The sequence below is a fragment of the Arthrobacter melezitosi genome, from assembly GCF_054511055.1.
Genome location: NZ_JBTNDJ010000020.1, coordinates 17,623 through 42,230, shown reverse-complemented (window position 1 = coordinate 42,230; position 24,608 = coordinate 17,623). Strand labels below are relative to the sequence as shown.

Below are 24,608 nucleotides of genomic sequence, written 5' to 3'. Positions count from 1 at the left end.
ACTACGTCCCCACCACACCCCAGTGCGGTTTGGGGGGGGGGGGCGACTTGGCACCGGACCTCCCCCGGAACCCCCGCCACCTGCCCACGGTCGTGCCCTTCCAGCGTTCGGTGGGCGATGAGCTGCAGGGGGTCGTGGACTCCGCCGGGACGGCCGTCGACGCGGCGCTGCGTGCCGTACGCTTCCGCCGCTGGCATGTGGGCATCGGTGTCGGCGGGGTCCTGCCGCCCGTCCCCGAGCACATCCTTGACGCCGACGGGTTCGGTCTCGTGTACGCCCGCCGGGCGGTCAACCGCGCACAGAAGACCGGCGAGCGCATTCCGCTGGCCGTCGAGGGGCCCGACGCCGACATCGCCGGGGAGGCCGAGGCGGTCCTGCGGCTGCTCGGGCACCTCGTGTACACCCGGACCGACGCCGAGTGGAAGGTCCTCGATCTGATGACCCCCGGCGCGCGCGGGCAGCAGAAACTTATCGCCCAGGAACTGGGGATCAGCACCCAGGCCGTGAGCAAGGCGGTGATCCGCTCACACTGGATGGAGGAGTGGGCCACCCGGCCCGCCGCCGCCCGGCTGCTGGAGCTGGCGCACGGCCCGGCGTCCCTGCCGCCGGCGGCCGGAAACTAGGGCTCAGGTCCGGCTTCTGCGCCGGCCGCCTACACCGCCGCTTACACCAGGGAGCGCAGCACCTTGGCCGCCCCGTCGTCGTAGACGGAACCGGTGACCTCCGTGGCCGCCGCCCGCACTTCCCCGGGCGCCTGGCCCATGGCCACCCCGCGGGCGGCCCACTGGAGCATTTCGATGTCGTTGCGCCCGTCCCCCACCGCCACGGTCGACGCCGGGTCGGCGCCGATCTTGCGCCGCAGCAGCTCAAGCGCGCTGGCCTTGGTGACCCCTGCGGCGGCGATGTCGAGCCAGGCGGTCCAGCCCACGGAGTAGGTCACCCCGTGCAGGCCGATCGTCTCGATGGCGCTGCCGAACTCCTCGGCGGTGCTGTCGGTGCTGAAGACAACGACGCGCACGGCGTTGGCGTCAAGCATGTTCTCGAAGTCGACGCTCTGGGCCTCGGCGCCGAAGCTCGCATCCTGGAAGCTTTCGGTCGAGAGGAAGCGGCCCTGGTCGTCCTCGAGGGCGTACTTCGCCGAGGGCAGGCGCTCCCGCAGGGCGATCAGGGCGGGGCTGGGGTCGAAGGTCACCTTGTCGATCACCTCGAAGCCCTGGGGAAGGTCGGGGTCGATGCGCAGGGTGACGCCGCCGTTTGAGCACACCGCGTAGCCGCGGACGAGCCCGATCGTACGGATCACCGGCAGCGTCGCGCCCAGGGAGCGTCCCGTGGAGATGACGATGTCGTGCCCGGCCTCGATCGCGGCCGAGGCCGCCGACCGGACCTCCTCGCTCATCACGCCGTCGTGGTCGACGAGGGTGCCGTCGACGTCGAGCGCAACCATGTACTTTGTGCGGTTGGTGGGCTGGTCCTCGATGCCAGCCGCTAATGAAATAGCCATCTATTCAGTGAACCAGATCAAGGCCCCGTCCGGGTAGGGCCGGTTTCACAGTACCGGCAGGACCTCGAGTCCATTAAGGTACGGACGCAGCGCCTCGGGCACGCGGACCGATCCGTCGGGGTTCTGGTGGTGCTCCAGGATGGCCACGATCCAGCGGGTGGTGGCGAGGGTGCCGTTCAGCGTCGCCACGGCGCGGGTTCCCTTGGCCCCCTCGGCGGCCGGACGTTCCCGGATGTTCAGGCGCCGGGCCTGGAAGGTCGTGCAGTTCGACGTCGAGGTCAGCTCGCGGTAGGCGCCCTGGGTGGGGACCCACGCCTCGCAGTCGAACTTGCGGGCGGCGGACATGCCAAGGTCCCCCGCCGCGGTGTCGATCACACGGTAGGGCAGCTCGACCTTCGCGAGCATCTCCTCCTCCCAGGCGAGCAGGCGAAGGTGTTCGGCGTTCGATTCCTCGACGGTGGTGTAGGTGAACATCTCCACCTTGTTGAACTGGTGGACACGGATGATCCCGCGGGTGTCCTTGCCGTGCGAGCCGGCCTCGCGCCGGTAGCAGGAGGACCAGGCGGCATACCGCAGGGGCCCGCCCGTGAGGTCGAGGATCTCGTCCGCGTGGTAGCCCGCAAGGGCGACCTCGGAGGTTCCCACAAGGTAGAGGTCATCCTCGGCGAGCCGGTAGATCTCCGCGTCGTGGGCGACATCGAAGCCGGTGCCCTGCATGATCTCGGGCCGGACGAGCGTGGGGGTGATCATGGGGGTGAAGCCCGCCTGCGCGGCCTGGTCCATGGCCATCTGCAGCAGCGCCAGCTCAAGGCGCGCCCCGACGCCCTTGAGGAAGTAGAAGCGGGAACCGGAGACCTTCGCGCCGCGCTCCATGTCGATCGCACCGATCAGCTCCCCGATTTCGAGGTGGTCCCGGGGCGCAAAGCCCTCCGCCGCGAAGTCCCGCGGCGTTCCCACGGTGCGGAGGACTTCGAAATCCTCTTCCCCGCCTTCGGGCACTCCGTCCTCGACCAGGTTCGGGAGCCGGCGCAGCAGCCCCTCCTGCCGGGAGCGGGCCTCGTCGGCGAGCGCGGCGGCCTTCTTGACCTCGGAGGCGAGCTCCTTGACTTCGGCGAGCAGAGCCTGCTTCTCCCCGCCCTTGGCCTGCGCCACCTTCTTGCCGAAGGCGTTCTGGTCCGCGCGGAGGTTTTCGTGGCGGGTGACCGCTTCACGGCGTGCCGAATCCGCCACCAGGACTTCCTCGACCAGCGACTCGTCGGCCCTGCGGGCGCGCTGGGAGTAGCGGAACTTGTCGGGGTCAGCGCGGAGCTCGTTTACGTCGATCACGCCCCAAGCCTACCCAATGCCCTCCTCCTGCCGGGCATGCAGCCGCACCCGGCGGTACTCTGGAAAAACCATGCGTCCTAAACTGATCGTCCTCACCGCCGCCGCCGCTGCAGCGGCATCGGTCCGGAGTTGGTGGCAGGTGCGGCGCCTGAGGGTGCAGGGACCCCCCGCAGCAACCGTCCACCCGCTGGTTCCGCGGGCCGGCGGGCCCCAGCGGGTCGCCTTGATCCTCAACCCGGTCAAACTCAACGCCGCCGAGACCCGCGCCCTCGTGGAGCAGGCCTGTTCGGACGCCGGCTGGGAGCCCCCGCTGGTCCTTGAGACAACCATCGAGGACCCGGGCACCGGGCAGGCGCACCGGGCGCTCGAGGCCGGGGCCGACGTCGTGCTCGCCGCCGGCGGCGACGGAACAGTGCGGGCCGTGGCGCAGGCGCTGGCGCACGGCAGCGCCGCGCTGGGGCTGCTGCCGCTGGGGACCGGGAACCTGCTGGTGCGCAACCTCGGGCTGCCGTACAACGACATCGCCGGCTGCCTCGAGGCGGCACTCCACGGAAGCCAGCGCCGGATCGACATGGCGACGGTGCTGCTGCGCAATGAAGCCACCGGAACCGCCTCGGAGGCCCCGTTCCTGGTCATGGGCGGGGTGGGCCTTGACGCGGCGGTGGTCGCGGCCACGAAGGACGACCTCAAGGAGAAGTTCGGCTGGCTTGCCTACAGCGAGGCCGGCGTACGCCACCTCCCCGGACGCCGGCAGCGGGTCTCGATCAGCCTGGACGGCGGGGCGCCGCAGAGCCGGAAGGTCCGCAGTGTGCTCTTCGCCAACTGCGGGAAGCTGCCGGCGGGCATCGACTTCATCCCCGATTCGATCATCGACGACGGGTACCTGGACGTCGTGGTGATGAGCCCCCGGAGCCTGGCCGGGTGGCTCTGGATGGCGGCCAAGATCGTGTTCCGGCACCGCGGGGAGATCCCGGTCATCAAGTACTACCGGGCCCGCGAGGTCACCGTATGGACTGCGGACCCCACCCACACCCAACTCGACGGCGACCTCTCCGGCTCGGTGACCTCCCTGACCGCGCGGGTGGACCCGGGGGCCCTGCTGATCCGGGTGCCCGACGGGGAACCCGGATCGGACTCCCCCACCGTCCGCGCCGTGGCCGCCGGCCGCACCTGACCCGCCCGGGCCGGTGCGGCCCGCGCCGCGGCAGGGCGCGGCACGCCTGCGGGGTCAGCTCCGGTCGCGGTCCGTGTACCCGCCGTCGTCGTCGGGGCTGTTCAGCCGGTCCCGGTCCTTCTCGGGGTACTCGCCCGCCTGCTCCGGCTTCTGCGCCCCGGTGTAGCCGCCCCCGGTATCCGCGGGCTCGGTGCTGGTGTAGCTCCCCTCAGTTTCCTTGGAGGTGCCACCCGCGGCGGCCCCGTGCCGTTCCGACTGCTGGTTGATCAGCTGCTGCTCCTCGGCGAACCGGAGGTCGTTGCCCTGATCGCCGATGTCTCCGCGGCGGTTGGGATCCGAACCGGATTCCTCCTCGCTTGCCGGATTGACGATGTGTCCTTCGCTCGCGCTGTCAGTCATGATGCTGCCTCTCGTCGATGGTTACGCCCCTGACGGGGCGCCCACTGTAAGCCTACTTATGAACAGGCCGTGGTGAAAGCCCACCTCAGCCGCCGAGCAGTTCCCGCACGGCCCGCTCCGAGGCGGCATAGCCGGCCACCGGGATGACCTCGCCGCTCATGAAACGGTCAACGAGCCGGGGATCGACGTAGGAGCTCCGGGCCACGGTGGGGGTGTTGCCCAGGTGGTCGGCGACGGCGCGCATGGTCGCGGTGACGGCTTTCTGGCGTGCCGTCCTGCTCGTCGACAGCACGTCGTGCCGGGCGAGCTCCATGGCGGCGACGACGGTGGCCTGCCAGGTGCGGAAATCCTTGGCGGTGAAGGGGCCGCCGGTGACCTGGCGCAGGAATTCGTTGAGCTGCGACCCGTCGACCGAATACCACTTCTCGTCGGCCGACCGGTAGGCCAGCACGGTGTCGGCCTCCTCGCGGCGGATCATCGGACGCAGGGCGGCGGCGAGATCCTCATCTTCGATGGTGGTGTCCCACTGCTGCCCGCTCTTGCCCGGGAAGCGGAAGGTGATGACCGGGCCCACTATGGTGACGTGCTCGACGAGCAGGGTGGTGACGCCGAAGGAGCCGTTCTCCTCGGCGTACTGGGCGGAACCGATCCGCAGGGCACCGGCATCGACGATGCGCAGCGCCGCGGCGAAGGCCCGCTCCCGGGTCATTCCGCTGCTGCGCAGGTGCTGGGTGATCACGCGGCGGGCACTGGTGAGCCGGGCGCCGAACTCGAGGGACCGATCGAATTTCTCGCGGTCCTTCTGCTCCCGCCAGGCCGGGTGGTAGATGTACTGGCGGCGCCCGGCGTCGTCGGTGCCGAGGGCCTGGACATGGCCGTTGGCATACGGGGCGATCCAGACGTCCTTCCACGCCGGCGGAATGACGAGCTCGCGCACCCGCTGGAGTTCGGCCTTGTCGGTCAGCAGGGCACCGTCGGGCGTGCGGTAGCTGAACCCCTTCCCGGAGCGGCGCCGGGTGATTCCCGGCCGATTCGAATTGCTGCGGCGCAGTCGTGCCATGCGGCTTCCAACCTTCGACGAACTGAGGATCCTGAGATTGGTAAGCCTACTGTGCTTTCCGTCGACGCGTCAGGATCCCCCCAGCAGTCCCGCCACCCAGGACTCCGCCGCGCCGAACTCCTCGTCCGAGGTGCGCGGGGCAACCGTCGAGGGCCGCTTGTCGGCACGGGCGTACGAGCCGAGGAAGCGCAGGCCGGGGCTGATGCGGTGAAGGCCCTTCAGGGCGTCGGCCACCCGTGCGTCGGCGATGTGGCCGTCGGCGTCGATGCTGAAGAAATAGTCGCCAAGGAACTGCCCGGTGGGCCGGGACTCGATCCGGCTCAGGTTGACCCCGCGCGCGGCGAACTGGTCCAGGATCTCCATCAGGGCCCCCGGATGGTCTTCCGGAAGGGGAATCACGAGGGAGGTCTTGTCGGCACCGGTGGGCGCCGGCAGCACCGGCGGCCGGGTGACCAGGATGAACCGCGTCACCGCATCGGACACGTCTCCGATGTCGGCGGCCAGGACGTCGAGGCCGAGCCGATCGGCAAGCAGCGGCGAGCAGATGGCGGCGTCATAGGACCCCTCCGCGAGCCCGTGCGCCGCGGCCGCCGTCGAGGACGCCGGAAGGTATTCCGAACCGGGAATGTTCGAATCGACCCAGCCGCGGCACTGCGCCCAGGCATGGCCGTGCGTGGAGATCCGGCGGACGCCGGCGAGCCCGACGCCGGGCCGGGCGGCAAGGACGAAGGTGATTGCCACGAGTTCCTCGCGCACGATCCGAAGGGGATCGCCGACCGCGACGGCGTCGAGGGTGGCGCTCACCCCGCCCTCCACGGAATTCTCGATCGGCACCATGGCGGCGTCCACCGCGCCGGCCCGCACCTCGGCGAGGGCGGCGCCCACCGTGGCCACCGGGATGCGGCGCGCCGCCGCGGCACCCGGGACCTGGAGCAGGGCGGCCTCCGTGAAGGTCCCCTCCGGGCCGAGATAGGCGTAGGACGCGAAGGCCAGGTCCGCCCCGCCGCGGCCCGCGGGAGCACTCACAGGACCGTCGGCTCGCTGCCCGTATCCGCGACCATGGGCCTGCCGGCCTCGAGCCAGGCACCCATTCCCCCGCTGACGTTCACGGCGGAGTAGCCGTTGGCGACGAGCCAGGTGGCGGCCCGGTGCGAGCGGCCGCCGGTCCGGCAGATCACGTGGAGATCCTCGTCCGGGTCGAGCTCGTCCAGGCGCGCGGGGAGGTCGTCGAGCGGGATGTGGAGGGCTCCTTCGACGTGCCCCGCCTCCCACTCGTAGTCCTCGCGCACGTCGAGGATCCGGGCGTCCGGCCCGAGGGACTCCACTGATACGTTCTCAAGTTCGCTCACTTGCTCTTCCCTTCACTGCCGGGCGCCCCTTCCGCCGGGGCCCGGATCCACCGCGTTCGTGCTCCAAGCCTATAGTGGGAGCGGGCCCGGGCGCCGCCCGACAGGTCCTCCCCCGTCGGCTCCAAGGGAAGCGGTGCATGAGCGAGTTATCCAGCCTGTCGGCCCTCAGCCTGCGCGACGCCCTGGCCGGCGGCGGGATCGGGGCGAGGGAACTGACCGAGCACTACCTGCAGCGGATCGAGGAGCGGAACCCGGCCCTCGGCGCCTTCCTCACGGTCACCGCCGAACAGGCCCTCCGGGAGGCCGACGCCGCCGACGCGCGGCGCGCCGCCGGCGGCCCGCTGCCGGTGCTTCATGGACTCCCACTGGCGCACAAGGACCTTTCGGAGGTCGCCGGCGTTCCCACCACCTATGGGACGGCGGCCCTTCCGCCGGCCGTCGCCGAGGAGGACTCGCCGCTGGTGGCCGTGCTCCGCGCCGCCGGGGCGATCAGCCTCGGCAAGACCCAGGTCCCCGAATTCGGCCTCAGCTCCTACAGCGAAAACCTCATCGGGCCGCCCGCCCGCAATCCCCTTCATCCGGACCTCAGCCCGGGCGGGTCCTCCGGCGGGAGCGCCGCCGCCGTCGCCGCCGGACTAATTCCATTCGCCCCGGGCACCGACGGCGGAGGATCGGTGCGGATTCCCGCTGCCGCGACTGGCCTGGTGGGCCTCAAACCCAACCGGGGGCGGGTCCCCTCGGGGTCCGGCCAGGCCGACCTTGGCCAGTTCGTGGTCGCCGGGCCGCTGGCACGCAACGCCGCCGACGCGGCGCTGCTCTTTGACGCCCTTGTCGATGAGCCCGCCTACCGGGCCACCGCGGCCGCCGCGCAGGAGGGCTCGTTCCTGGCCGCGGCGCAGCGCGCGGAGGGCCGCTTCCGGATCGGCGTCAGTACGCTCTCGCCGTTCGAGAGCGAGTTCCCCATTACGCTGGATGCCCCGGCGCGGGAGGCCCTCGACGCGGGCATCCGGGCGCTCGGCGCCGCCGGACACGACATCGTCGAGGCGCCCCTGACCTACGATTCCCGGTACCACACGGCCTTCCAGACGGTCTGGACCGCCGCCCTGGCCACCGCACCGATTGCTGCGGAGGACGAGGTGAAGCTGACGCCGCTGGCGAGGACGATGCGCCAGCGCGCCAAGGACCGCCGCGCCCCCGAACTGACCGAGGCGATCGCGGTCCTGCGGCAGTTTGAATATGAAACCATCCGGCAGTATTCGGCCTACGACATGATCCTCACCCCGGCCCTGGGCATGACGCCGCGCCCGATCGGCTGGTACACCGACGCCGATGCCGACACGGATTACGAGCGCCAGTGCCGGTACTCGCCCTACACCTCGATGGTGAACGTGTGCGGGCTTCCGGCCCTGGTCGCCCCCACGCTGAGCACCCCGGACGGGCTGTCCATGGGGATCCAGCTCATCGGCCGGCCCAGCGCGGAGGCGGACCTGCTGGCGGTCTGCGCCCAGCTTGAGGCGGGCCGCCGATAAGCGGTCCGGGCGGCGGTGCTATTCCTGTCCGTCGGAGTCCTGGCCGCCGTCGAATCCGGGAGCGATTTCGACCTCGGGGTCGGGGCCGCCGTACCCCCCAGCGTCGAGGGTTTCGGTACCTCCGGCCTTCTCGGCACCCTCTTCGTCGGGATCGCCGGCGGGGGTCGTGTTCGCTTCTTCAGTCATCGTTCAGCCTTTCGGAGGCGGAAGGCCCGGTCCGGGCCCTGTCCATAAGCTTACTTATGATGTGTCCGGGCTCAAGCCCCCGTCGATACCCCGGCGGCCGTCCCGAAGGCCAGGAGCGCCACGAAGCCGAGGACCAGCAGCAGCCCCACCAGCAGCATGACGTACCCCATAATCAGCCCGGCCAGGGCCAGCGGCCTGCCGGCCGGCTCACGGCGCAGGGCGAGGTGGCCGAACACCACGGCGAGGAGCTGGGGCAGGATCAGGAGTCCGCCGGTCAATACGGCGGCCGCACCCAGGATGAGGGCGGCGATGCTCATGCCCCGCGGCTCCATCGCGCCGTAGGAGCCGCCGTAGGAGCGATCCGGGAAGGTCTGCGGCGGCCGGTAGGACCGCGCACCGAACCCCTCCCCACCCGGAACGCCCGGGTCGGGATCCGCGCTGCGGTGGGCGTAGGGCGGCGGCACTCCAGGTCCCGCCCCCACCGCGGAGGATCCTGAGCCGCCCCCGGTGGCCGGTCCTGATCCGGCCGGAGACCCGGAATCATGCATGCGGGGATCGGAATACCACCCGGGGTCGTGCGGATCGCTGAAGGGCGGGCGCTGCCGGGGGCCGTCGTCGGCCATTGTTCCACCTCGGATAGTGCGGGAGGGCACGGCTGCGGCCCAGTGGTTCTCCTATCGTCTCCGCCGTGCGGCACCGATGCAATGAAAACGGCGGATGGGCCGGGCACCGCGGGACCGGGAAACCCTCCGCGGCATGCCGGCCGGGGGCCGAACAAACTGGCGGCTGTATTTGGCGCAGTTCTTTGACATGCTGTTGCCATGGCTAACCGAGCGGGCACTGTTGCCCTACCCAGCGACCTTGTTGATGTCACCGCCCTGCTTGACGCGTATTTCGACGTCGTTCCGGATCCGTCCGACCCGGCGCAGCGCGTCCTCTTCGGCACCTCGGGCCACCGCGGCTCCTCGCTGAAGGCCTCGTTCAACGAGGCGCACATCGCAGCGATCACCCAGGCGATCGTCGAGTACCGGGACCGTGAAGGGGTGACCGGTCCCCTCTTCATGGGGAAGGACACGCACGCGCTGTCGGAGCCTGCGCAGAACACGGCCCTCGAGGTGCTCGCCGCGAACGGTGTCACCGTGCGGATCGACGCCCGCGGCGCCTTCACACCCACCCCGGCGGTCTCGCACGCCATCCTTGTCTACAACGCCACCCGCACCGACAAGGCCGACGGCATCGTCATCACCCCGTCGCACAACCCGCCCGCCGATGGCGGCTTCAAGTACAACCCCCCGCACGGCGGGCCCGCGGATTCCGATGCCACGAACTGGATCGCGGCCCGCGCCAACGAGCTGATGGAGGGCGGGCTGCGCGAGGTCCGCCGGGTTCCCGCCGCGCAGGCGCAGAAGGCCGAGGGGATCGGCACCTACGACTTCCTCCAGCACTACGTCGAGGACCTGCCGGCGGTGCTGAACCTCGAGGCGATCCGCGCCTCGGGCCTGTCGATCGGCGCCGACCCGATGGGCGGGGCCTCCGTCGATTACTGGGGCGCCATCGCCGAAATCCACAACCTGAACCTGACCGTGGTGAACCCGGCGGTCGATCCGCAGTTCGGGTTCATGACCCTCGACTGGGACGAGAAGATCCGGATGGACTGCTCCTCCCCCTACGCGATGGCCTCGCTCATCGCCCGGGCCTCCGAGTTCGATATCGCCACCGGGAACGACGCCGACGCCGACCGCCACGGCATCGTCACGCCCGACGGCGGCCTGATGAACCCGAACCACTACCTCGCGGTGGCGGTCGACTACCTGTACCGCAACCGGCCCTCCTGGCGGGCCGACGCCGTGATCGGCAAGACCCTCGTCTCCTCCTCCATCATCGACCGGGTGGCCGCCGACCTCGGCCGGGTGCTCGTCGAGGTGCCCGTCGGGTTCAAGTGGTTCGTTCCGGGGCTGCTGACCGGCGAGGTCGCCTTCGGCGGCGAGGAATCGGCCGGCGCCTCCTTCCTGCGGCAGGACGGCGGCCCATGGAGCACCGACAAGGACGGGATCCTGCTGGCCCTGCTGGCCTCCGAGATCACCGCCGTGTCCGGCAGGAGCCCGTCCCAGCACTACGCCGGGCTCACCGACCGCTTCGGCGCGCCGGTCTACGCGCGCATCGACGCCGCAGCCAGCCGCGAGCAGAAGGCGGCGCTGGGCAAGCTTTCGCCGTCGGACGTGGCAGCGACAACGCTCGCCGGGGAGGACATCACCGCCCGGCTGACCGAGGCCCCCGGCAACGGCGCGCCGGTCGGCGGTCTGAAGGTCACCACCGAAAACGCGTGGTTCGCCGCCCGCCCGTCGGGCACCGAGGACGTCTACAAGATCTACGCCGAGTCCTTCCGCGGCGAGGATCACCTGAAGCAGGTCCAGGCCGAGGCCAAGGCCCTCGTGGACGGCGTTATCGGCGCCTGACCCGGCTCCGGGCGCCCGGGCCACGCCGAAACTGCACCTCACCACGCTTTCCGGACCTCAAAGGGTGGTGAGCTGCACACTCGCGGATGATTCCTCCTGGGACACCCTCCAGTCCCCCACTGAAACACGCCGAAACTGCAGCTCACCACGCTATGCGGACCTCGAAGGGTGGTGAGCTGCAGTTTCGACGGGTAGGTCCACGGCTGGTTCCCTGCCCGACTCACTGAAACCGGGTTAGATCACCCTGCGCAGCAGCATCCGCTTCAGCGGGCCGAACGGCGGATAGGCGACCCGGAGGGTGTCCGGGCGGGTGTTCTTGGTGAACACCGGCCGGTGCTGGCTGAACGTGTCGAAGCCCTGCCGCCCGTGGTAGCTGCCGGTGCCGCTTGGCCCCACACCCCCGAAGGGAAGCCCCGGCACGGCCAGCTGAACCAGGCACGCATTGTGGGTGATCCCGCCGGCCCGCACCGAGTTCTCGAACGCGGCGCGCCGCTCCGGGCTGTTGCTGAACAGGTAGGCCGCCAGCGGCGCCGGACGGGCCGAGATGAACCGCACCGCGGCGGGGAGGTCGGGCACCGTCAGGATCGGCAGGAGCGGGCCGAAGATCTCCTCCTGCATGAGCGCCGACTCGGGCGACACACCGGTCAGCAGGGTCGGCTCGAGGTATCGAGTGGCGCGGTCGTACCGCCCGCCGGCGGCCACCGTGCCGTCGCCCAGGAGCCCGGTGAGCCGGTCGAAGTGCCCGGTGTTGACGATGCGGCCGTAGTCCGCGGAGCGGGAGGGGTCGGCGCCGTAGAACTCCGCCATCGCCCCGCGCAGGGCCTGCACCAGCGCGGGCTGCAGTTCGGGGGTGGTGAGGACATAGTCGGGGGCCACGCAGGTCTGGCCCGCATTGAGGAACTTCCCCTGGACCAGCCGGCGCGCTGCGGCGTCGAGATCCCCGTCCAGCACCACGGCCGGGGACTTTCCCCCGAGTTCGAGGGTCACCGGGGTGAGGTTCCGGGCGGCGGCCGCGGCCACGATCCGTCCCACCCGCTCTCCCCCGGTGAAGAAGATCGCGTCGAACTGCTGCCCGAGCAGCTCGGTGGTTACCTCGCTGCCTCCTTCGACGACGGCGACGGCGTCCGGGTCGAGGTACTGCGGCACGAGGCGGGCCAGCACCGCCGAGGTGGCCGGAGCCAGCTCGCTCGGCTTGAGCACCGCGCAGTTGCCCGCGGCGAGTGCGCCGACCAGCGGGGCGAGCACGAGCTGCGCCGGGTAGTTCCACGGAGCGATGATCAGGGCCACCCCCAGCGGCTGGGGGGTCACGCTGGCGCAAGCGGGCCGCAGTCCGGCAGGTACCGGCACCCGCACCGATGCGGTCCAGGCCGGAAGGTGCTTGAGGGCGTACTTTGCCTCCGCGCGGAGGACGGCCAGCTCGGAGACGAAGCTTTCGGTGGGGCTCTTGCCCAGGTCCGCCGCCAGCGCGGCGGTGAAGTCCCCCGACCGCTCGGCGAGCATCAGCATCAGGGCCCGCAGCTGGTCCCGCCGCCAGGCCAGCGGGCGGGTGGTGCCGGCCTCGAACGTGCCGCGCAGCCGCCCGACGACTGCCCCGGCGGTTTCCCGGACGTCTCCGACGGTCATCGGGACCTCTCCGCGGCACCGGGGGTTGCAGCGGACGGGGCGGACGCCGGGCGGCCGGTGAAGGTGTCCATGGAGCGGTACACCCCGAAGATCCGCCCGGCCACGAGGTCCCACGCGGGCTGGGGCAGCAATCCGCGCAGGGCGCCGCCGAGCGCCACGGTCCAGGGCAGCTGGAGTCGGGCGCGGCCCTCGAGCATCGCCTGCCACGCCCGGTCCACCACCCCGGCGGGCTCGAGCAGCGGGGTGAGCAGCGGGGCACTCACCCCGGCGAACATGGGGGTGCGGATGTAGCTGGGGATCAGGGTCGTGACCCGGATCCCGGGGTGCCCGGCCGCGAGGAGCTCGAGGCGCAGCGAGTCGCTCCAGCCGATCACCGCCCATTTGGAGGCAGTGTAGACGCTCATCCGCGGCACCGAGAGCGTGCCGGAGGCGGAGGCCACGTTGAGGATCCTAGCCTCGGTGCCCCGGGCGATCATGGCCGGCAGGAATTCGCGCGTGATGTGCATCGGGGCGAGCGCATTGACGCCCATGGTGCGCGCAATGTCGGCCTCCTGCCGGTGCTCCCAGAAGTAGCTGCCGGTCACGACGCCGGCGTTGTTGATCAGCACCTCCGGTGCGCCGACCCCGGAGAGGACGTCGGCCGCGGCGGCCCGCACCTGTTCGAGGTCGGAGATGTCCACCCGGTGGGTGGAAACCGTCGTGCCGGATCCGGCGAGCGCGTCGGCCGTGGCCTCGAGGGCCGCCGCGTCGATATCCCACAGCACGACGGCGGCGGCTCCCCCGCGCACGGCCCGCTCGGCATAGAGCCGGCCCATCCCCATGGCGGCCCCGGTCACCAGCACCGTGCGCCCGCGGACGCTGAAGGCCGGTTCGTCTGCCGCCGTGCGGCGCGACACCCGGGTCGGCAGCGAAGCGAAGGGCAGTATTCCGTGTCGCAGGGCACTGGCCCGGCTGCTCAACCCCATGGTGTGGATCCTCCCGCGATCGTCAGGACTGCAACGTAACACGGCGTCCGCGGCCGGGAGATAGGATTTCCCAAGACTCCCCCTCCCTGGAAGGCACCGCCATGAGCGCGCTTGGAACCGGCTGGACCCTGCACGGGGACGGCAAGAACGTCACACCGGGCGCCTACGTTGCCCCCGATGAGCGGCTGAGCTGGCCGCGGACCATCGGCATCGGCGCCCAGCACGTCGTCGCCATGTTCGGCGCGACCTTCCTCGTGCCGCTGATCACCGGCTTCCCCCCGGCGACGACGCTGCTGTTCTCCGGCATCGGCACGATCCTGTTCCTGGTCATCACCGCCGGCCGGGTGCCCAGCTACCTCGGCTCGAGCTTCGCCTTCATCGCCCCGATCGCCGCGGCCCAGGCCCAGCACGGTCCGGCCGGGGCGCTCGGCGGCATTGTGATGGCCGGGGCCTTGCTGGCGGTCATCGGGGCCATCGTGCACCGCGCCGGCTCGCGTTGGATCCAGGCCGTCATGCCGCCCGTCGTCACCGGTTCGATCGTCGCCCTGATCGGGCTCAACCTGGCCCCGACGGCGAAGAACAGCGTCGAGCAGGGCCCGGTGACCGCGGTGGTGACCATCCTCGCCATCCTGCTGGTCACGGTCCTGTTCAAGGGCATCCTCGGCCGGCTCTCCATCCTGATCGGCGTACTCGCCGGCTACCTGGTGGCGATGCTGCGCGGGGAGGTCGACTTCGCGGCGATCGGCGACGCCGCCTGGATCGGACTGCCGGAGTTCTCCGCGCCCACCTTCCACCTCTCCGTCGTCGGGCTGTTCCTTCCGGTGGTGCTCGTGCTGGTGGCCGAGAATATCGGCCATGTGAAGTCGGTGGCCGCCATGACGGGGCGGGACCTGGATCCGGTGACCGGACGGGCCCTGATGGCCGACGGCGTCGCCACCATGATCGCCGGGGCCGGCGGCGGTTCGGGCACGACGACCTACGCCGAGAACATCGGGGTGATGGCGGCCTCGCGCGTCTATTCGACGGCGGCGTACTGGGTGGCCGGCATCGTCGCCGTGCTGCTGAGCCTCTTCCCCAAGTTCGGGGCGCTGATCGCCACCGTTCCCCCGGGCGTCCTGGGCGGGGCCGGAGTGGTGCTGTACGGGATGATCGGCATCCTCGGCGTGCGGATCTGGGTCTCCAACCGGGTCAACTTCTCCAACCCCATCAACCTCTCCACGGCCGGCATCGCCCTGGTGATCGGCATCGCCGACTTCACCTGGACCGTCGGGGACCTGACCTTCGCCGGCATCGCCCTGGGCACCGCCGCCGCGCTGCTCATCTTCCACGGCATGAGTGCCATCGCCCGGGCGCGGGGCAGCGAGCACGTGGCCGGACCGGACGAGCCCGAGGCCGCCGACCAGGGCAGCCGGCCCTCGAAACTGGGCTGAGCAGCGCGCGGCCGCACCCCGGCCGCGGCGCTGCGTACAGTATGGGCATGACTCCGGCGACCCACGATTCCACCGATGCCGCCGACCTCCTCGGCATCGACTCCCTCCTCTCGCCTGCGGAGGTGGCGCTGCGGGGCAGGGTGCGTGCCTTCGTCGACGCGGAGATCCGGCCCAACATCGCCCGCTGGTACGACGCCGGAGAATTCCCGCTCGACATCGTGGCGCCGATGGCCGAACTTGGGCTGCTGGGCATGGGGATCGAGGGCTACGGATGTCCCGGGCGCACCGCCGTCGAGTACGGGCTGGCGGCCCTTGAGCTCGAGGCCGGTGACTCGGGCCTGCGCACCTTCCTCAGCGTCCAGGGGTCCCTCGCAATGGGCGCCATCGCCAGGCACGGCTCCGAGGACCAGAAGAACGAATGGCTTCCGCGCATGGCGGCCGGCACCGCGATCGGATGTTTCGCGCTGACCGAACCGGCCGGCGGCTCCGACCCGGGGAACATGCTTACCTTTGCCCGCCGGGACGGCGGCGACTGGATCCTCAACGGGACCAAGCGCTGGATCGGGCTGGCGAGCGTCGCGCAGGTGGCCGTCGTGTGGGCGCGGACCGACGACGGTGTCCGCGGCTTCCTGGTCCCCACGGACACCCCGGGATTCCGTGCCACGGAGATCCCGCAGAAACTCTCGATGCGCGCCTCCATCCAGTGCGACGTGGAACTGGCGGACCTCCGGCTCCCGGCGGACGCGCTCCTGCCCCTCGCCCGGGGCCTGCGCGCTCCGTTCGAATGCCTTAATGAGGCGCGGTACGGCATCGTCTGGGGTGCTCTGGGAGCGGCACGGGACAGCTACCTGGCGGCACTGGAGTATTCCCGTGAGCGCATGCAGTTCGGCAAACCGCTGGCCGCCTACCAGCTCACCCAGCAGAAGCTCGTGGATATGGCCCTCGAGCTCAGCAAGGGAACCCTGCTGGCGCTGCAGCTCGGACGGTCGAAGGACGCCGGGACCCTGAAGCCGCACCAGATCTCGGTGGGGAAGCTCAACAATGTCCGGGAGGCCCTTGCCATCGCCCGCGAGGCCCGCGCCATCCTCGGCGGCAACGGGATCACCCTTGACCATTCGCCGCTGCGCCACGCCAGCAACCTCGAGAGCGTTCGGACCTACGAGGGCACCGACGAGGTGCACACCCTGATCCTGGGGCAGCACCTCACCGGCATCCCGGCGTTCCGGTAGGCGACGGCGGAGCCGCGTCAGGCCGCGGCGCCCTTCCCTGCCCACTCCAGCAGCTTCCCGAGCGGCCAGGTGGTGACGATGCGCTCGGCGGGCACCCCGTTGCGCGCCGCCCGTTCGGCCCCGTACTGAAGGAAGTCAAGCTGGCCGGGCGCGTGGGCGTCGCTGTCGATGCTGAAAAGGCACCCCGCGTCCAGGGCGAGCTGGATGAGCCGGTCCGGAGGGTCCTGGCGCTCCAGCCGCGAATTGATCTCAACGGCCACCCCGTTCTCGGCGCACGCGGCGAAGACCCGTTCGGCGTCGAACTCCGATTCCGGGCGGGTCCCCCTCGATCCCTGGACGAGGCGCCCGGTGCAGTGGCCCAGCACGTTCGTGCGCGGGTTGCTGACGGCGCCGAGCATCCGCCGGGTCATCGTGCCGCGGTCGGAGCGGAGCTTGGAGTGAACGCTCGCCACCACGATGTCGAGGCGCCCCAGCACCTCCGGCGCCTGGTCCAGGACGCCGTCTTCGAGGATGTCGACCTCGATGCCGCTGAGCAGGCGGAATCCGTCGCTGCCCTCGTTGAGACCCGCGACGACGTCGAGCTGGTCCAGAAGCCGCTCGGTGCTCAGCCCGTTGGCTATGGTGAGGTTCGGCGAGTGGTCGGTCAGGGCGAGGTACTCGCGATCCAGCAGGCGCGCCGCCGCCGCCATCACCTCAATGGGAGACCCACCGTCGGACCAGTCGCTGTGGCTGTGGAGGTCCCCGCGCAGGGCCGCGCTGAGCCCGGCGCCGTCCTCCGCGAGCGGCCGGGCGCCGCTCTCGCGCAGGCCCGCGAGGTAATCCGGGACCTCGCCGCCGACCGCCTGTTGGATCACCTCGAAGGTCCGGTCCCCGATCCCCTTGGTCCGTTTCAGCCGCCCGTTGCGGAGCTGTTCGGCCAGCTCGTCCCGGCTGCGGCCGGAGATGATCGAGGCCGCCCGGCGGAAGGCCTGCACCTTGAAGGAGGGGGCGCTGCCCCGCTCGAGCCAGAAGGCGATCTCATTGAGTGCGTCGGAGGCATCCATGGTCTCATCCTGCACCAAGGCACCCTTCGCGGTCTGCCGCCGGGTGCGTCGGGGCGCAACCTGCGCCGCTTCCGAGAGGGAGCGCCGACCGAACCATTGCGCGCCGGCTTCCCGTATCTCAGGATGAGAAAAAGCTGGTTGACGGGGCAGCGGATCTACCGCAGAGTTTTGTAAACGGTTGTTCACCGTGGAGCAACGGGGGTGCGCTCCCTTTTTCAAGGGACGGTTATGGATCAGGTAACGCGCTGGGACATTGAGCGGGCCGCCGAGCGGCTTATCGACGCCTTCGCCGCAACGGACACATCCCGCTACTTCGACGCCTTCGCCGAGGACGCCACCTTCGTCTTCCACACCGAGGCCCACCGGCTGGAGAACCGGGCCGCGTACGAGAAACTGTGGACGAGCTGGTTTGCCGACGGGTGGCGCGTCGTCTCGTGCAGCAGCAGCAACGCCCGCATCCAGCTGCTCGGCCTCGGCGCCGTGTTCACCCACGACGTCGAGACGGTCACCCGGACGGGGAACGGGCCCGAGGAGACCACCCGGGAACGCGAAACCATCGTCTTCCAGCGCTCGGGCGGAGTCATCACCGCCGTCCATGAGCACCTCTCCCCCCTTCCCGACGCCCGCGTTCCGGAAGGAAGCTAGCCATGGCGACCGGGCAGCCGACCCAGCCCAGGGCCTCCGCCTACACGCGGCTGTCGAACCACCTCGAAAAGAACTCCGAGGGCTACGGTCCGCTCCGGGGCACCCTCGGCACCGGCCGGATCGGGATGATCTGGCTCGCCGCGAACCTCGTGGTGACCACCCTGCTCACCGGGACGCTCTTCGTGCCCGGGGTGAGCTGGACGCTGGCCGTCGGCATGATCCTCCTGGGAACGCTCATCGGCGGCGCCGTCCTGGTGCTGATCGGCAACATGGGAACCCGGACCGGGCTGCCCACCATGTCCCTCACCAAGGGGTCGTTCGGGCTGCGCGGGTCCTTCCTGCCGGTCGCCGCGAACGTCGTCATCCTGATGGGCTGGAGCTGGGTGCAGGCGATGCTCGCGGGGGTCACCGTGAACTTCCTCGTCGAGCAGGCCACCGGCTTCTCCAACCCTGTGCTGTTCTCGGTGCTGTGCCAGGTCCTCGTCGTGTGCCTGGCGATCTTCGGCCACTCGGGCATCGCCCGGGTCGAACCGTGGCTGGCGCTGGTGATCCTGGCCTTCATGGGATTCATCTTCGTCTCAGCCTTCACCACCTTCACGCCGTCGGACTTCATGACCACCCCCGTGGATCCGGAGGCCGGCTGGACCGGCGTTGCGGTGCTCGACGTGGTGATCGCCACGGCGATCTCCTGGACCGTGCTCTCGGCGGAATTCAACCGCCTGGCGAGGTCGCAGACGGCGGGAATCGTTGGCTCCGCGATCGGCTACACGCTCTCCACGGTGCTCGCCATGACGCTGGGCGCTACGGCGATCGCCTACGTCGTGCTCAACGGCGGCGAGGCGGTGCCGTTCGACCCCGCGGTCATCGTGGCGGCCTTCGGGGCTCCGCTGGCCATTGTCATCTTCCTCTCCGTGATGGCCACCAACACCATGGTGGTCTACGGCATGGTGTCCTCGGTGGTGAACATGGTGCCGTCGAACCGTGTGACCTTCCTGCCCACCGCCCTGGTGCTCGGCGTCATCTCGATCCTCGGCTCCACCTGGCTGGCACTGCTCAACCAGTTCACGGCCTTCCTGGTGCTGATCAGCTCCCTGTTCATCCCCGTGTTCGCCGTGATGATCATCGATTACTACCTCGTGCGCCGGCGCCACTACGGCCCCGACATCCTCCGCGCCACGCAGGGTGAGTACTGGTTCCTCCGCGGGGTCAACCCCGCCGCCGTCGTTGTGTGGGCCATCGGCGCCGCGGTGTCCCTGCTCCTGACCTACTCGCTGCAGAGTCCGATCGGCGCCACCATCCCGACCTTCGTGCTCTCCGCCCTGCTGTACCTGGGGTGGGCGGCGGTGACCGGACGGATCGAACGGGGCACCCCCGTGAACGAGCACCTCCTCGATCTTGCCCCGGCCCAGGAGCCCCGTGCGGATCGTTGATCTCTCCCAGCCGGTGACCACCGGCATGCAGGTCTACCCGGGCGACCCCGAGGTCTCCCTGACCACCGTCGCCACCCTGGCCGAGGACGGCTTCCAGGTGGCCCGGGTGCACGCCGGCACCCACACCGGCACCCACATCGACGCACCGCTCCACTCCATACCCGGCGGGACCCCGGTGGACCGGATCGACCTTGAGCGGCTGGTGGGCACTGCGCGGATCGTGCGGTGCCCGGGACTGGCGGCCCACCAGCGCCTGCGGTGGGCCGACGTCGGGCACCGGCTGAAGGACCTCGGGGAGAGCCGCATCGTGCTCTTCGAGACCGGGTGGTCGAGAGCCTTCGGGACCGGGGAGTACCTAGCCCACCCGGTCCTCGACCCCGATATCGCCGACGGGCTGCTGGCCGCCGGAGTCTCAGTCGTCGGCGTGGACACGCTCAACCCCGATTCCACCCTGCACAACGACGGCGACCTTCCATTCCACGCAGCCTTCCTCGGCGCCGGCGGCGTCATCATCGAGAACCTCACCAACCTCGCGGCGGTTTCCTGGGAGGACCCACTGGTCTCGGTCCTGCCCCTGCCGCTTGCCGGAATGGACGGCTCACCCGTCCGGGCCGTGGCACTCGACCCGGCCGGGCGCTGAGGCCCGGCCGGGGAGGAGCACGCCGGTGGGCACGGCCAGTCGTGCCAGCCCGAGGGCAGCGGTGCGGGGGCGTCTGAGGGCGCGCGGAAATCCGTTAGGTGGTGTCACGCCCTCCACACGTAGGAGCCGGGCGGGTGGTTCAACGCCCGACCGACCGGTTTGCGGTCAGCGCTCCTGCAGGGCGTCCAGCGCCACCGCCATGGCGGCCGCGACCCGGCCGTCGAGGCGGGCGCCCGGCACCGTGACGTCGTAGCGATCCCGCAGCGAGCGCCCACGCTCGGAAGTCAGCACCAGTTGACCCGAGGCATCGACGAAGTCGAAGTGGAAGACGAACGGAGCCGGCAGGGCTTCGGTCAGCGGCACGAGCTCCCAGAGGCGCCGCGCGATGGCCACCCCGGCGCTGCGCTCGGTTCCCACGGCCTGCACCCCCGGGGCGTCGAGGTGCCAGGTTGAGCGCAGCAAGGACTTGCCGAAGTCTTTGCGGAAGCTGCCGATCGGGGTGCCGGCGGCATCGAAGACGTCGTAGGTGGCTCCGAGGTCGAAGCGCTGCCTCGCCTTGAACGAGAAGATCGGGGTCTTCCGCGACTCGTCGGCGTAGAAGGTGACCTGCTCCTTGAAGGCGGCCCGCTTCTGCTGCGCCACGGCGAGCAGCCCCGCCGGCTGCCCGTTCCCGTCGACGGCCCGGATCTCGTAGCGGTTCACCATCAGGGTGATCTTCTGCGCGATGGCAAAGCGCTCGATGGCCTGTAATGCTTCCATGCCTGTGCTCCTTGGGTCGGTGCCGGGGACTGAGGCTGAACCGCCGTCGACTTTTCCTCCACCGGGACACAACGGGTGGATCTGGCCGCATTCAGTGGTGGCCAGCTTACCCACCGGCAGAGGTTCCGTTGCCCCGGCCCGCCCTCCCACGGACGAAGGCAGCGCCGAGGCTAGGATGAGGAAATGACCGGCAACTCTCCATGCGCGCCCCGCCCGCCCCGGCACGCCGGCCCCTGGCCGGTGGAGCGATGACCGACCTGCAGGCCCTCTGGGCCGGCCCCGAGTGGCGCAGCCAGGCCGAGCAGTGGATCCAGCTCGTCCTGGAAAGTTTCTCGGTCCGGCAGACCGGGCCCATCGAGCAGCCGCACATCCGGTTCTGGTCCACCCACCTCACGGTGCCGACCGACCTGGGGGTGCTGTGGTTCAAGGAGAACAACCCCGGGCAGCTCGCCGAGGCCTCAATCATGGCTGCCCTCGCCGAGCTGGCCCCCGACCACGTGGTGAAACCGCTCGCGGTTGAGCCTTCCCGGGGCTGGATGATCACCCCAGACCACGGGGCGACCCTCGCGTCCCTGAAATCCGACGACTACCAGCTGTGGGCGCGGGTCCTCTCCGACTTCGCAGGCCTCCAGAAGGCCCTGATCCCGCACGCCGACCGGCTCGCGGCCGCCGGACTGGTCAACATGAACCCGGAGGTGGCGGCGAACTTCGTCGAGAACCAGCTGCTGCTCCACACCGGGCTGCCCCCGGAGCATCCGCTGCATCTGTCCCACCCGGGCGCCGACCACGTCCTGTCCCAGCTGCCAAGGATCCGCGCGGCGGTCGAGACCCTGCGCGGGCTGGGCGTCCCCCTGTCGCTTGACCACAACGACCTCCACCCGCGGAATGCCTTCCTTCCCGGCTCGAGCACCGAACCCCTGCGGTTCTTCGACTTCGCCGACGCGTACTGGGCGCACCCCTTCAGCGCCCTGCTCGTGCCGATCAACCGGATGTGCGAACAATGGGCAACCACGCCGGCGGACCCCCGCGTCCGGCTCGCCGTGGGCGCGTACCTCGAGCAGTGGACCGACTTCGCCCCGCTGGCCGCCCTGCAGGGGTCCCTCGAGTCCGCGCTGCATCTCGGGCGGGTGCACCGCTATGGGGCGTGGCTTCGGCTCCTGGTCTACGCCGATGACGCCTCGATGAGCACCTACGGCCCGGTGGCGCTTGAGTACCTCGCGGAGCTGACCCGGCCGATCCTGTCGGCCTGAGCGGTTGCCCCTGTGACAAAACGCGCCGGCCCCGGCTAGGGTCGGGGCACACCGAAACTCGAGACAGGGGACACACCATGAAGAACAAGATTGTCTTCGCGGCAGGACTGGCCGCAGGTTACGTGCTCGGCACCCGGGCCGGCCGGGAGAGCTACGAGGTGCTGAAAGCCAAGGCCGGGCGCCTGTGGAACGACCCCCGCATCCAGGAGGGCGTCTCCGGGGCCAGCGGAGCGCTGAAGGAGAAGCTGCCCGCGGTTCAGGAACAGGCGGGAGGCGCGGTGAAGAAGGCCCAGGACGCCCTCTCCGGCATGATCAACCGGGACGCGAAGCACGACGGCGGCCGCCACGCAGATGCCACAGGCCCGGGCGGGGGAAAGCCGGGCGTCGTGCCCGATCCCCCGTTCGAGAACCAGTCCGAGGCCACGAGGCCCGACCTCACTCCCTGATGCCACCGCGGAGGGGAGCCGCGCTCCGGTCGGAGGACGGCCGCGGCGAGAGCACCAACCAGCGCCTTGACCGCAACTGGCTCGAGCTGCTGCAGGAGCTGCGGGTGATGCAGACCGGCATCCAGATCCTCACCGGGTTCCTGCTGACCCTTCCCTTCCAGGGCAGGTTCAACGAGCTCGACCGGTTCCAGGTTGTTGTCTACCTGTGCCTCGTCACGCTCGCGGCCCTGATCACCGCCGTGGTGCTCAGCGCGGTGAACCTCCACCGCGTCCTGTTCGGCCTGCAGGTCAAGGCGGCACTGGTGCGCAGCGGGGACCGCATCATGCGGGTCAGCATCGGCCTGACCGGCCTGGTCCTGTCGGGAACCGCAGGGTTCATCTTCGACATCGTCCTCGGCCGGGCGGCGGGGCTCCTCGTGACCGCGGCCCTTCTCGTCGTGGTCGTGCTGCTGTGGGGCGTGTATCCCCGGCTGGTGCGCCGCCGCGCCGTCCACCGGCGGGCCGGCGGGTCAGTCTGAACCGGCAGGCCGCTCCGGCCCCTGCGGCCAGCACCCGCGCCGGTCGAGGACGGCCGCGAGCAGGTCGGCCCGGTCCGAGACCAGGCCGTCGACGCCCTGGTCGAGGAGCCGCTCCATCACCGGCCGCTCATTGATGGTCCAGACATGGACCTGCAGCCCGGCCTTCCGGCACCGCCGCAGGTACCCGGGGGTGAGAACGGGGATGCCGCGGTAGGTCAGGGGCACCTGGACGGCGTCGACGCGGGCGGCCCTGCACAGCGCTCCCAGCAGGCCGGCGGGTCCGCCCAGCCGGATCAACCCGTTGAGGACCATGCCGGCCGAGGACGCCGTCCGTGCCTCCAGCAGGCGCAGCGCCCGAAGCCGGCGGCGGTCCGAGAACGAAGCGACGAGCACCCGGTCGTGCGCCCCGGTCCGGTTGATGAGCTCGGCGAAGGGTTCCACCGAGGCGTCGTCCTTGAGGTCGATGTTCAGGCGCATCTCCGGCCACCGCAGCAGGACCTCCTCGAGGGTGGGAATCGGTTCCCCGCCCCGGATCCGCACCCGGGCCAGTTCCGCGCGCGTCCGCTCCGCGATGGGGCCGCGTTCCCCGGTGAGGCGGTCGAGGCGTTCGTCGTGGAAGACCATCACCACCTTGTCCCGGGAGGTCCTGACGTCGATCTCGAGATACCCGAATCCCAGCCGTGCCGCCTCGGCGAAGGCCGAAAGGGTGTTCTCGGCCCCCGCCCTCGAGAAGCCGCGGTGGGAGAACCCCAGCGGGCGCTGCCGGCCGTCGGGCCCGGTGTTCCGGAAGTAGGAGAGCGTCATGGGTGCAACCCTAGCCGGGCCGCTGCGGTCCTCAGGCGGTCCGGAGCGCCTCCAGCCGCAGCTCGAGGATCTGCGCGACGCCGTCGTCCTCGAAGGCCGGAGCCTTGAGGTTCGCCGCGGCGAGGGCGTCGGGGTGGCCCGAGGACATGGCGTACCCCGAGCCTGCCCACCGCAGCATCTGGATGTCATTGGGCATGTCGCCGAAGGCGACGACGTCGTCGGCGGCGATGCCCAGGCCCTCCGCGTAGCGGGAAAGGGTCACTGCCTTGTTGATGCCGGGCACGGCCATCTCAAGCAGCGCGATGCTGGGCGCGGAGTGGGTTGTCGAGACGAGGTGCTCGACGGCCGGGGCGACCGTGCGCAGGAAGTCATCGGGGGTCACCTCCCGCTCCCGGGCGAGGAACTTGATCACCTCTTCGCCGGGCAGGGACTGCTCGAAGGGAAGGGCCTGAACGCCGCCCAGGAGCTCCGACGTGCCGGGCTCGGCGAAGCCGGACTCGATCTGGAAGCCGTTGATCGTCTCGGCCGCGAAGCCCGCCGCCGGATACAGCTCCCGGATGATGTCGCGGGCCTCGAGAATGTTTCCGAGGTCGAGGAGGTGGGTTTCGAGCACGCGCTCCGCTCCGAGGTCGTAGGTCACCGCCCCGTTCGAGCAGATGACGGTGCCCTGGTGCTGGAGCTGGTTCCGCAGCGGATCAAGCCAGCGCGGGGGCCGGCCGGTCACGAAGACCACCTCGACGCCGGCGGCCTGGCAGTCCCGGAAGGCCTGGACCGTCCGCTCGCTCATCCTGCCGTCGTGGCCGACGATCGTACCGTCCATGTCGCTCGCCACGAGGCGCATGCATA

General features: G+C 70.5%; 26 protein-coding genes. 12 read left to right on the top strand and 14 right to left on the bottom strand.

What is annotated here, in order from left to right:
* Positions 1-47 precede the first annotated feature (47 nt).
* Positions 48-623: a hypothetical protein gene (locus ACX80W_RS15250; RefSeq protein WP_459284752.1), complete on the top strand. Its 576-nt coding sequence runs from the start codon at positions 48-50 to the stop codon at positions 621-623.
* Between the two features lie 41 nt (positions 624-664).
* Here ACX80W_RS15250 and ACX80W_RS15245 read toward each other — a convergent pair whose 3' ends face one another.
* On the bottom strand, positions 665-1,501 hold the full coding sequence (locus tag ACX80W_RS15245; RefSeq protein WP_459284750.1) for an HAD family hydrolase: 837 nt from the start codon (positions 1,499-1,501) through the stop codon (positions 665-667).
* A 45-nt stretch (positions 1,502-1,546) separates the two neighbouring features.
* Positions 1,547-2,827: a serine--tRNA ligase gene (serS, locus tag ACX80W_RS15240; RefSeq protein ID WP_459284748.1), complete on the bottom strand. Its 1,281-nt coding sequence runs from the start codon at positions 2,825-2,827 to the stop codon at positions 1,547-1,549.
* Between the two features lie 70 nt (positions 2,828-2,897).
* Between serS and ACX80W_RS15235 the strand changes: the two genes are divergently transcribed.
* Positions 2,898-4,001: a diacylglycerol/lipid kinase family protein gene (locus ACX80W_RS15235; RefSeq protein ID WP_459284746.1), complete on the top strand. Its 1,104-nt coding sequence runs from the start codon at positions 2,898-2,900 to the stop codon at positions 3,999-4,001.
* 54 nt (positions 4,002-4,055) lie between these two features.
* On the opposite strand, the gene ACX80W_RS15230 is transcribed toward ACX80W_RS15235, so the two are convergent.
* The 4 genes from ACX80W_RS15230 to ACX80W_RS15215 form a co-directional block, all read right to left on the bottom strand.
* Positions 4,056-4,400, bottom strand: coding sequence for a hypothetical protein (locus ACX80W_RS15230; protein WP_459284744.1), 345 nt, complete (start codon positions 4,398-4,400; stop codon positions 4,056-4,058).
* An 85-nt stretch (positions 4,401-4,485) separates the two neighbouring features.
* Positions 4,486-5,460, bottom strand: a complete 975-nt coding sequence (locus ACX80W_RS15225) for a DNA topoisomerase IB (protein WP_459284742.1) — start codon at positions 5,458-5,460, stop codon at positions 4,486-4,488.
* 69 nt (positions 5,461-5,529) lie between these two features.
* A complete protein-coding gene (gene pheA / locus ACX80W_RS15220) occupies positions 5,530-6,453 on the bottom strand; it encodes a prephenate dehydratase (protein ID WP_459284756.1) in 924 nt (307 codons plus the stop codon).
* 29 nt (positions 6,454-6,482) lie between these two features.
* A complete protein-coding gene (locus tag ACX80W_RS15215; protein WP_459284740.1) occupies positions 6,483-6,809 on the bottom strand; it encodes a rhodanese-like domain-containing protein in 327 nt (108 codons plus the stop codon).
* 137 nt (positions 6,810-6,946) lie between these two features.
* On the opposite strand from ACX80W_RS15215, the gene ACX80W_RS15210 reads away from it, so the two are divergent.
* On the top strand, positions 6,947-8,338 hold the full coding sequence (locus ACX80W_RS15210) for an amidase (protein WP_459284739.1): 1,392 nt from the start codon (positions 6,947-6,949) through the stop codon (positions 8,336-8,338).
* An 18-nt stretch (positions 8,339-8,356) separates the two neighbouring features.
* Here ACX80W_RS15210 and ACX80W_RS15205 read toward each other — a convergent pair whose 3' ends face one another.
* Together ACX80W_RS15205 and ACX80W_RS15200 are read right to left on the bottom strand one after the other, a co-directional pair.
* A complete protein-coding gene (locus ACX80W_RS15205; RefSeq protein ID WP_459284738.1) occupies positions 8,357-8,524 on the bottom strand; it encodes a hypothetical protein in 168 nt (55 codons plus the stop codon).
* 71 nt (positions 8,525-8,595) lie between these two features.
* Complete coding sequence (locus ACX80W_RS15200) at positions 8,596-8,988, bottom strand: DUF4190 domain-containing protein (protein ID WP_459284736.1); 393 nt, start codon at positions 8,986-8,988, stop codon at positions 8,596-8,598.
* 357 nt (positions 8,989-9,345) lie between these two features.
* Between ACX80W_RS15200 and pgm the strand changes: the two genes are divergently transcribed.
* Positions 9,346-10,980 (top strand): phosphoglucomutase (alpha-D-glucose-1,6-bisphosphate-dependent), encoded by a 1,635-nt coding sequence (gene pgm / locus ACX80W_RS15195; RefSeq protein ID WP_459284734.1) that lies wholly within the window; start codon positions 9,346-9,348, stop codon positions 10,978-10,980.
* A 234-nt stretch (positions 10,981-11,214) separates the two neighbouring features.
* Here pgm and ACX80W_RS15190 read toward each other — a convergent pair whose 3' ends face one another.
* Both ACX80W_RS15190 and ACX80W_RS15185 read right to left on the bottom strand, forming a co-directional pair.
* Positions 11,215-12,603 (bottom strand): aldehyde dehydrogenase family protein, encoded by a 1,389-nt coding sequence (locus tag ACX80W_RS15190; protein ID WP_459284732.1) that lies wholly within the window; start codon positions 12,601-12,603, stop codon positions 11,215-11,217.
* Positions 12,600-13,568: an SDR family NAD(P)-dependent oxidoreductase gene (locus tag ACX80W_RS15185; protein WP_459284730.1), complete on the bottom strand. Its 969-nt coding sequence runs from the start codon at positions 13,566-13,568 to the stop codon at positions 12,600-12,602. Before ACX80W_RS15185 ends, ACX80W_RS15190 begins: the two co-directional genes overlap by 4 nt.
* Before the next feature lie 101 nt (positions 13,569-13,669).
* On the opposite strand from ACX80W_RS15185, the gene ACX80W_RS15180 reads away from it, so the two are divergent.
* Both ACX80W_RS15180 and ACX80W_RS15175 read left to right on the top strand, forming a co-directional pair.
* On the top strand, positions 13,670-14,998 hold the full coding sequence (locus ACX80W_RS15180; RefSeq protein WP_459284728.1) for a uracil-xanthine permease family protein: 1,329 nt from the start codon (positions 13,670-13,672) through the stop codon (positions 14,996-14,998).
* A 47-nt stretch (positions 14,999-15,045) separates the two neighbouring features.
* Entirely contained in the window at positions 15,046-16,227 is a 1,182-nt protein-coding gene (locus ACX80W_RS15175) for an acyl-CoA dehydrogenase family protein (RefSeq protein WP_459284726.1), read from the top strand.
* A gap of 17 nt (positions 16,228-16,244) precedes the next feature.
* On the opposite strand, the gene ACX80W_RS15170 is transcribed toward ACX80W_RS15175, so the two are convergent.
* Positions 16,245-17,270, bottom strand: coding sequence for a PHP domain-containing protein (locus ACX80W_RS15170; protein WP_459284754.1), 1,026 nt, complete (start codon positions 17,268-17,270; stop codon positions 16,245-16,247).
* Positions 17,271-17,498: 228 nt separating this feature from the next.
* Between ACX80W_RS15170 and ACX80W_RS15165 the strand changes: the two genes are divergently transcribed.
* From ACX80W_RS15165 to ACX80W_RS15155, 3 genes are read left to right on the top strand one after another with little or no spacing between them, the layout of a single operon-like run.
* Entirely contained in the window at positions 17,499-17,915 is a 417-nt protein-coding gene (locus tag ACX80W_RS15165; RefSeq protein ID WP_459284724.1) for a YybH family protein, read from the top strand.
* A gap of 2 nt (positions 17,916-17,917) precedes the next feature.
* The gene (locus tag ACX80W_RS15160) at positions 17,918-19,345 is read left to right on the top strand and encodes a purine-cytosine permease family protein (protein WP_459284722.1); all 1,428 of its coding nucleotides are present in this window, start codon (positions 17,918-17,920) and stop codon (positions 19,343-19,345) included.
* Positions 19,332-19,985, top strand: a complete 654-nt coding sequence (locus tag ACX80W_RS15155) for a cyclase family protein (RefSeq protein ID WP_459284720.1) — start codon at positions 19,332-19,334, stop codon at positions 19,983-19,985. Before ACX80W_RS15160 ends, ACX80W_RS15155 begins: the two co-directional genes overlap by 14 nt.
* A gap of 165 nt (positions 19,986-20,150) precedes the next feature.
* On the opposite strand, the gene ACX80W_RS15150 is transcribed toward ACX80W_RS15155, so the two are convergent.
* The gene (locus ACX80W_RS15150; protein ID WP_459284718.1) at positions 20,151-20,744 is read right to left on the bottom strand and encodes an LURP-one-related family protein; all 594 of its coding nucleotides are present in this window, start codon (positions 20,742-20,744) and stop codon (positions 20,151-20,153) included.
* Between the two features lie 200 nt (positions 20,745-20,944).
* Here ACX80W_RS15150 and ACX80W_RS15145 point away from each other — a divergent pair, with 200 nt between their 5' ends.
* The 3 genes from ACX80W_RS15145 (at position 20,945) to ACX80W_RS15135 (ending at position 22,958) form a co-directional block, all read left to right on the top strand.
* Complete coding sequence (locus tag ACX80W_RS15145) at positions 20,945-21,994, top strand: phosphotransferase family protein (protein WP_459284716.1); 1,050 nt, start codon at positions 20,945-20,947, stop codon at positions 21,992-21,994.
* Between the two features lie 77 nt (positions 21,995-22,071).
* Positions 22,072-22,440: a YtxH domain-containing protein gene (locus ACX80W_RS15140; RefSeq protein ID WP_459284714.1), complete on the top strand. Its 369-nt coding sequence runs from the start codon at positions 22,072-22,074 to the stop codon at positions 22,438-22,440.
* Entirely contained in the window at positions 22,440-22,958 is a 519-nt protein-coding gene (locus tag ACX80W_RS15135) for a DUF6328 family protein (protein ID WP_459284712.1), read from the top strand. The genes ACX80W_RS15140 and ACX80W_RS15135 overlap by 1 nt, the downstream gene beginning before the upstream one ends.
* On the opposite strand, the gene ACX80W_RS15130 is transcribed toward ACX80W_RS15135, so the two are convergent.
* Together ACX80W_RS15130 and ACX80W_RS15125 are read right to left on the bottom strand one after the other, a co-directional pair.
* The gene (locus tag ACX80W_RS15130; RefSeq protein WP_459284710.1) at positions 22,950-23,762 is read right to left on the bottom strand and encodes a glycerophosphodiester phosphodiesterase family protein; all 813 of its coding nucleotides are present in this window, start codon (positions 23,760-23,762) and stop codon (positions 22,950-22,952) included. The two genes, ACX80W_RS15135 and ACX80W_RS15130, sit on opposite strands and share 9 nt — an antisense overlap.
* A gap of 31 nt (positions 23,763-23,793) precedes the next feature.
* Positions 23,794-24,603, bottom strand: a complete 810-nt coding sequence (locus ACX80W_RS15125; RefSeq protein WP_459284708.1) for an HAD family hydrolase — start codon at positions 24,601-24,603, stop codon at positions 23,794-23,796.
* Between the last annotated feature and the right edge of the window lie 5 nt (positions 24,604-24,608).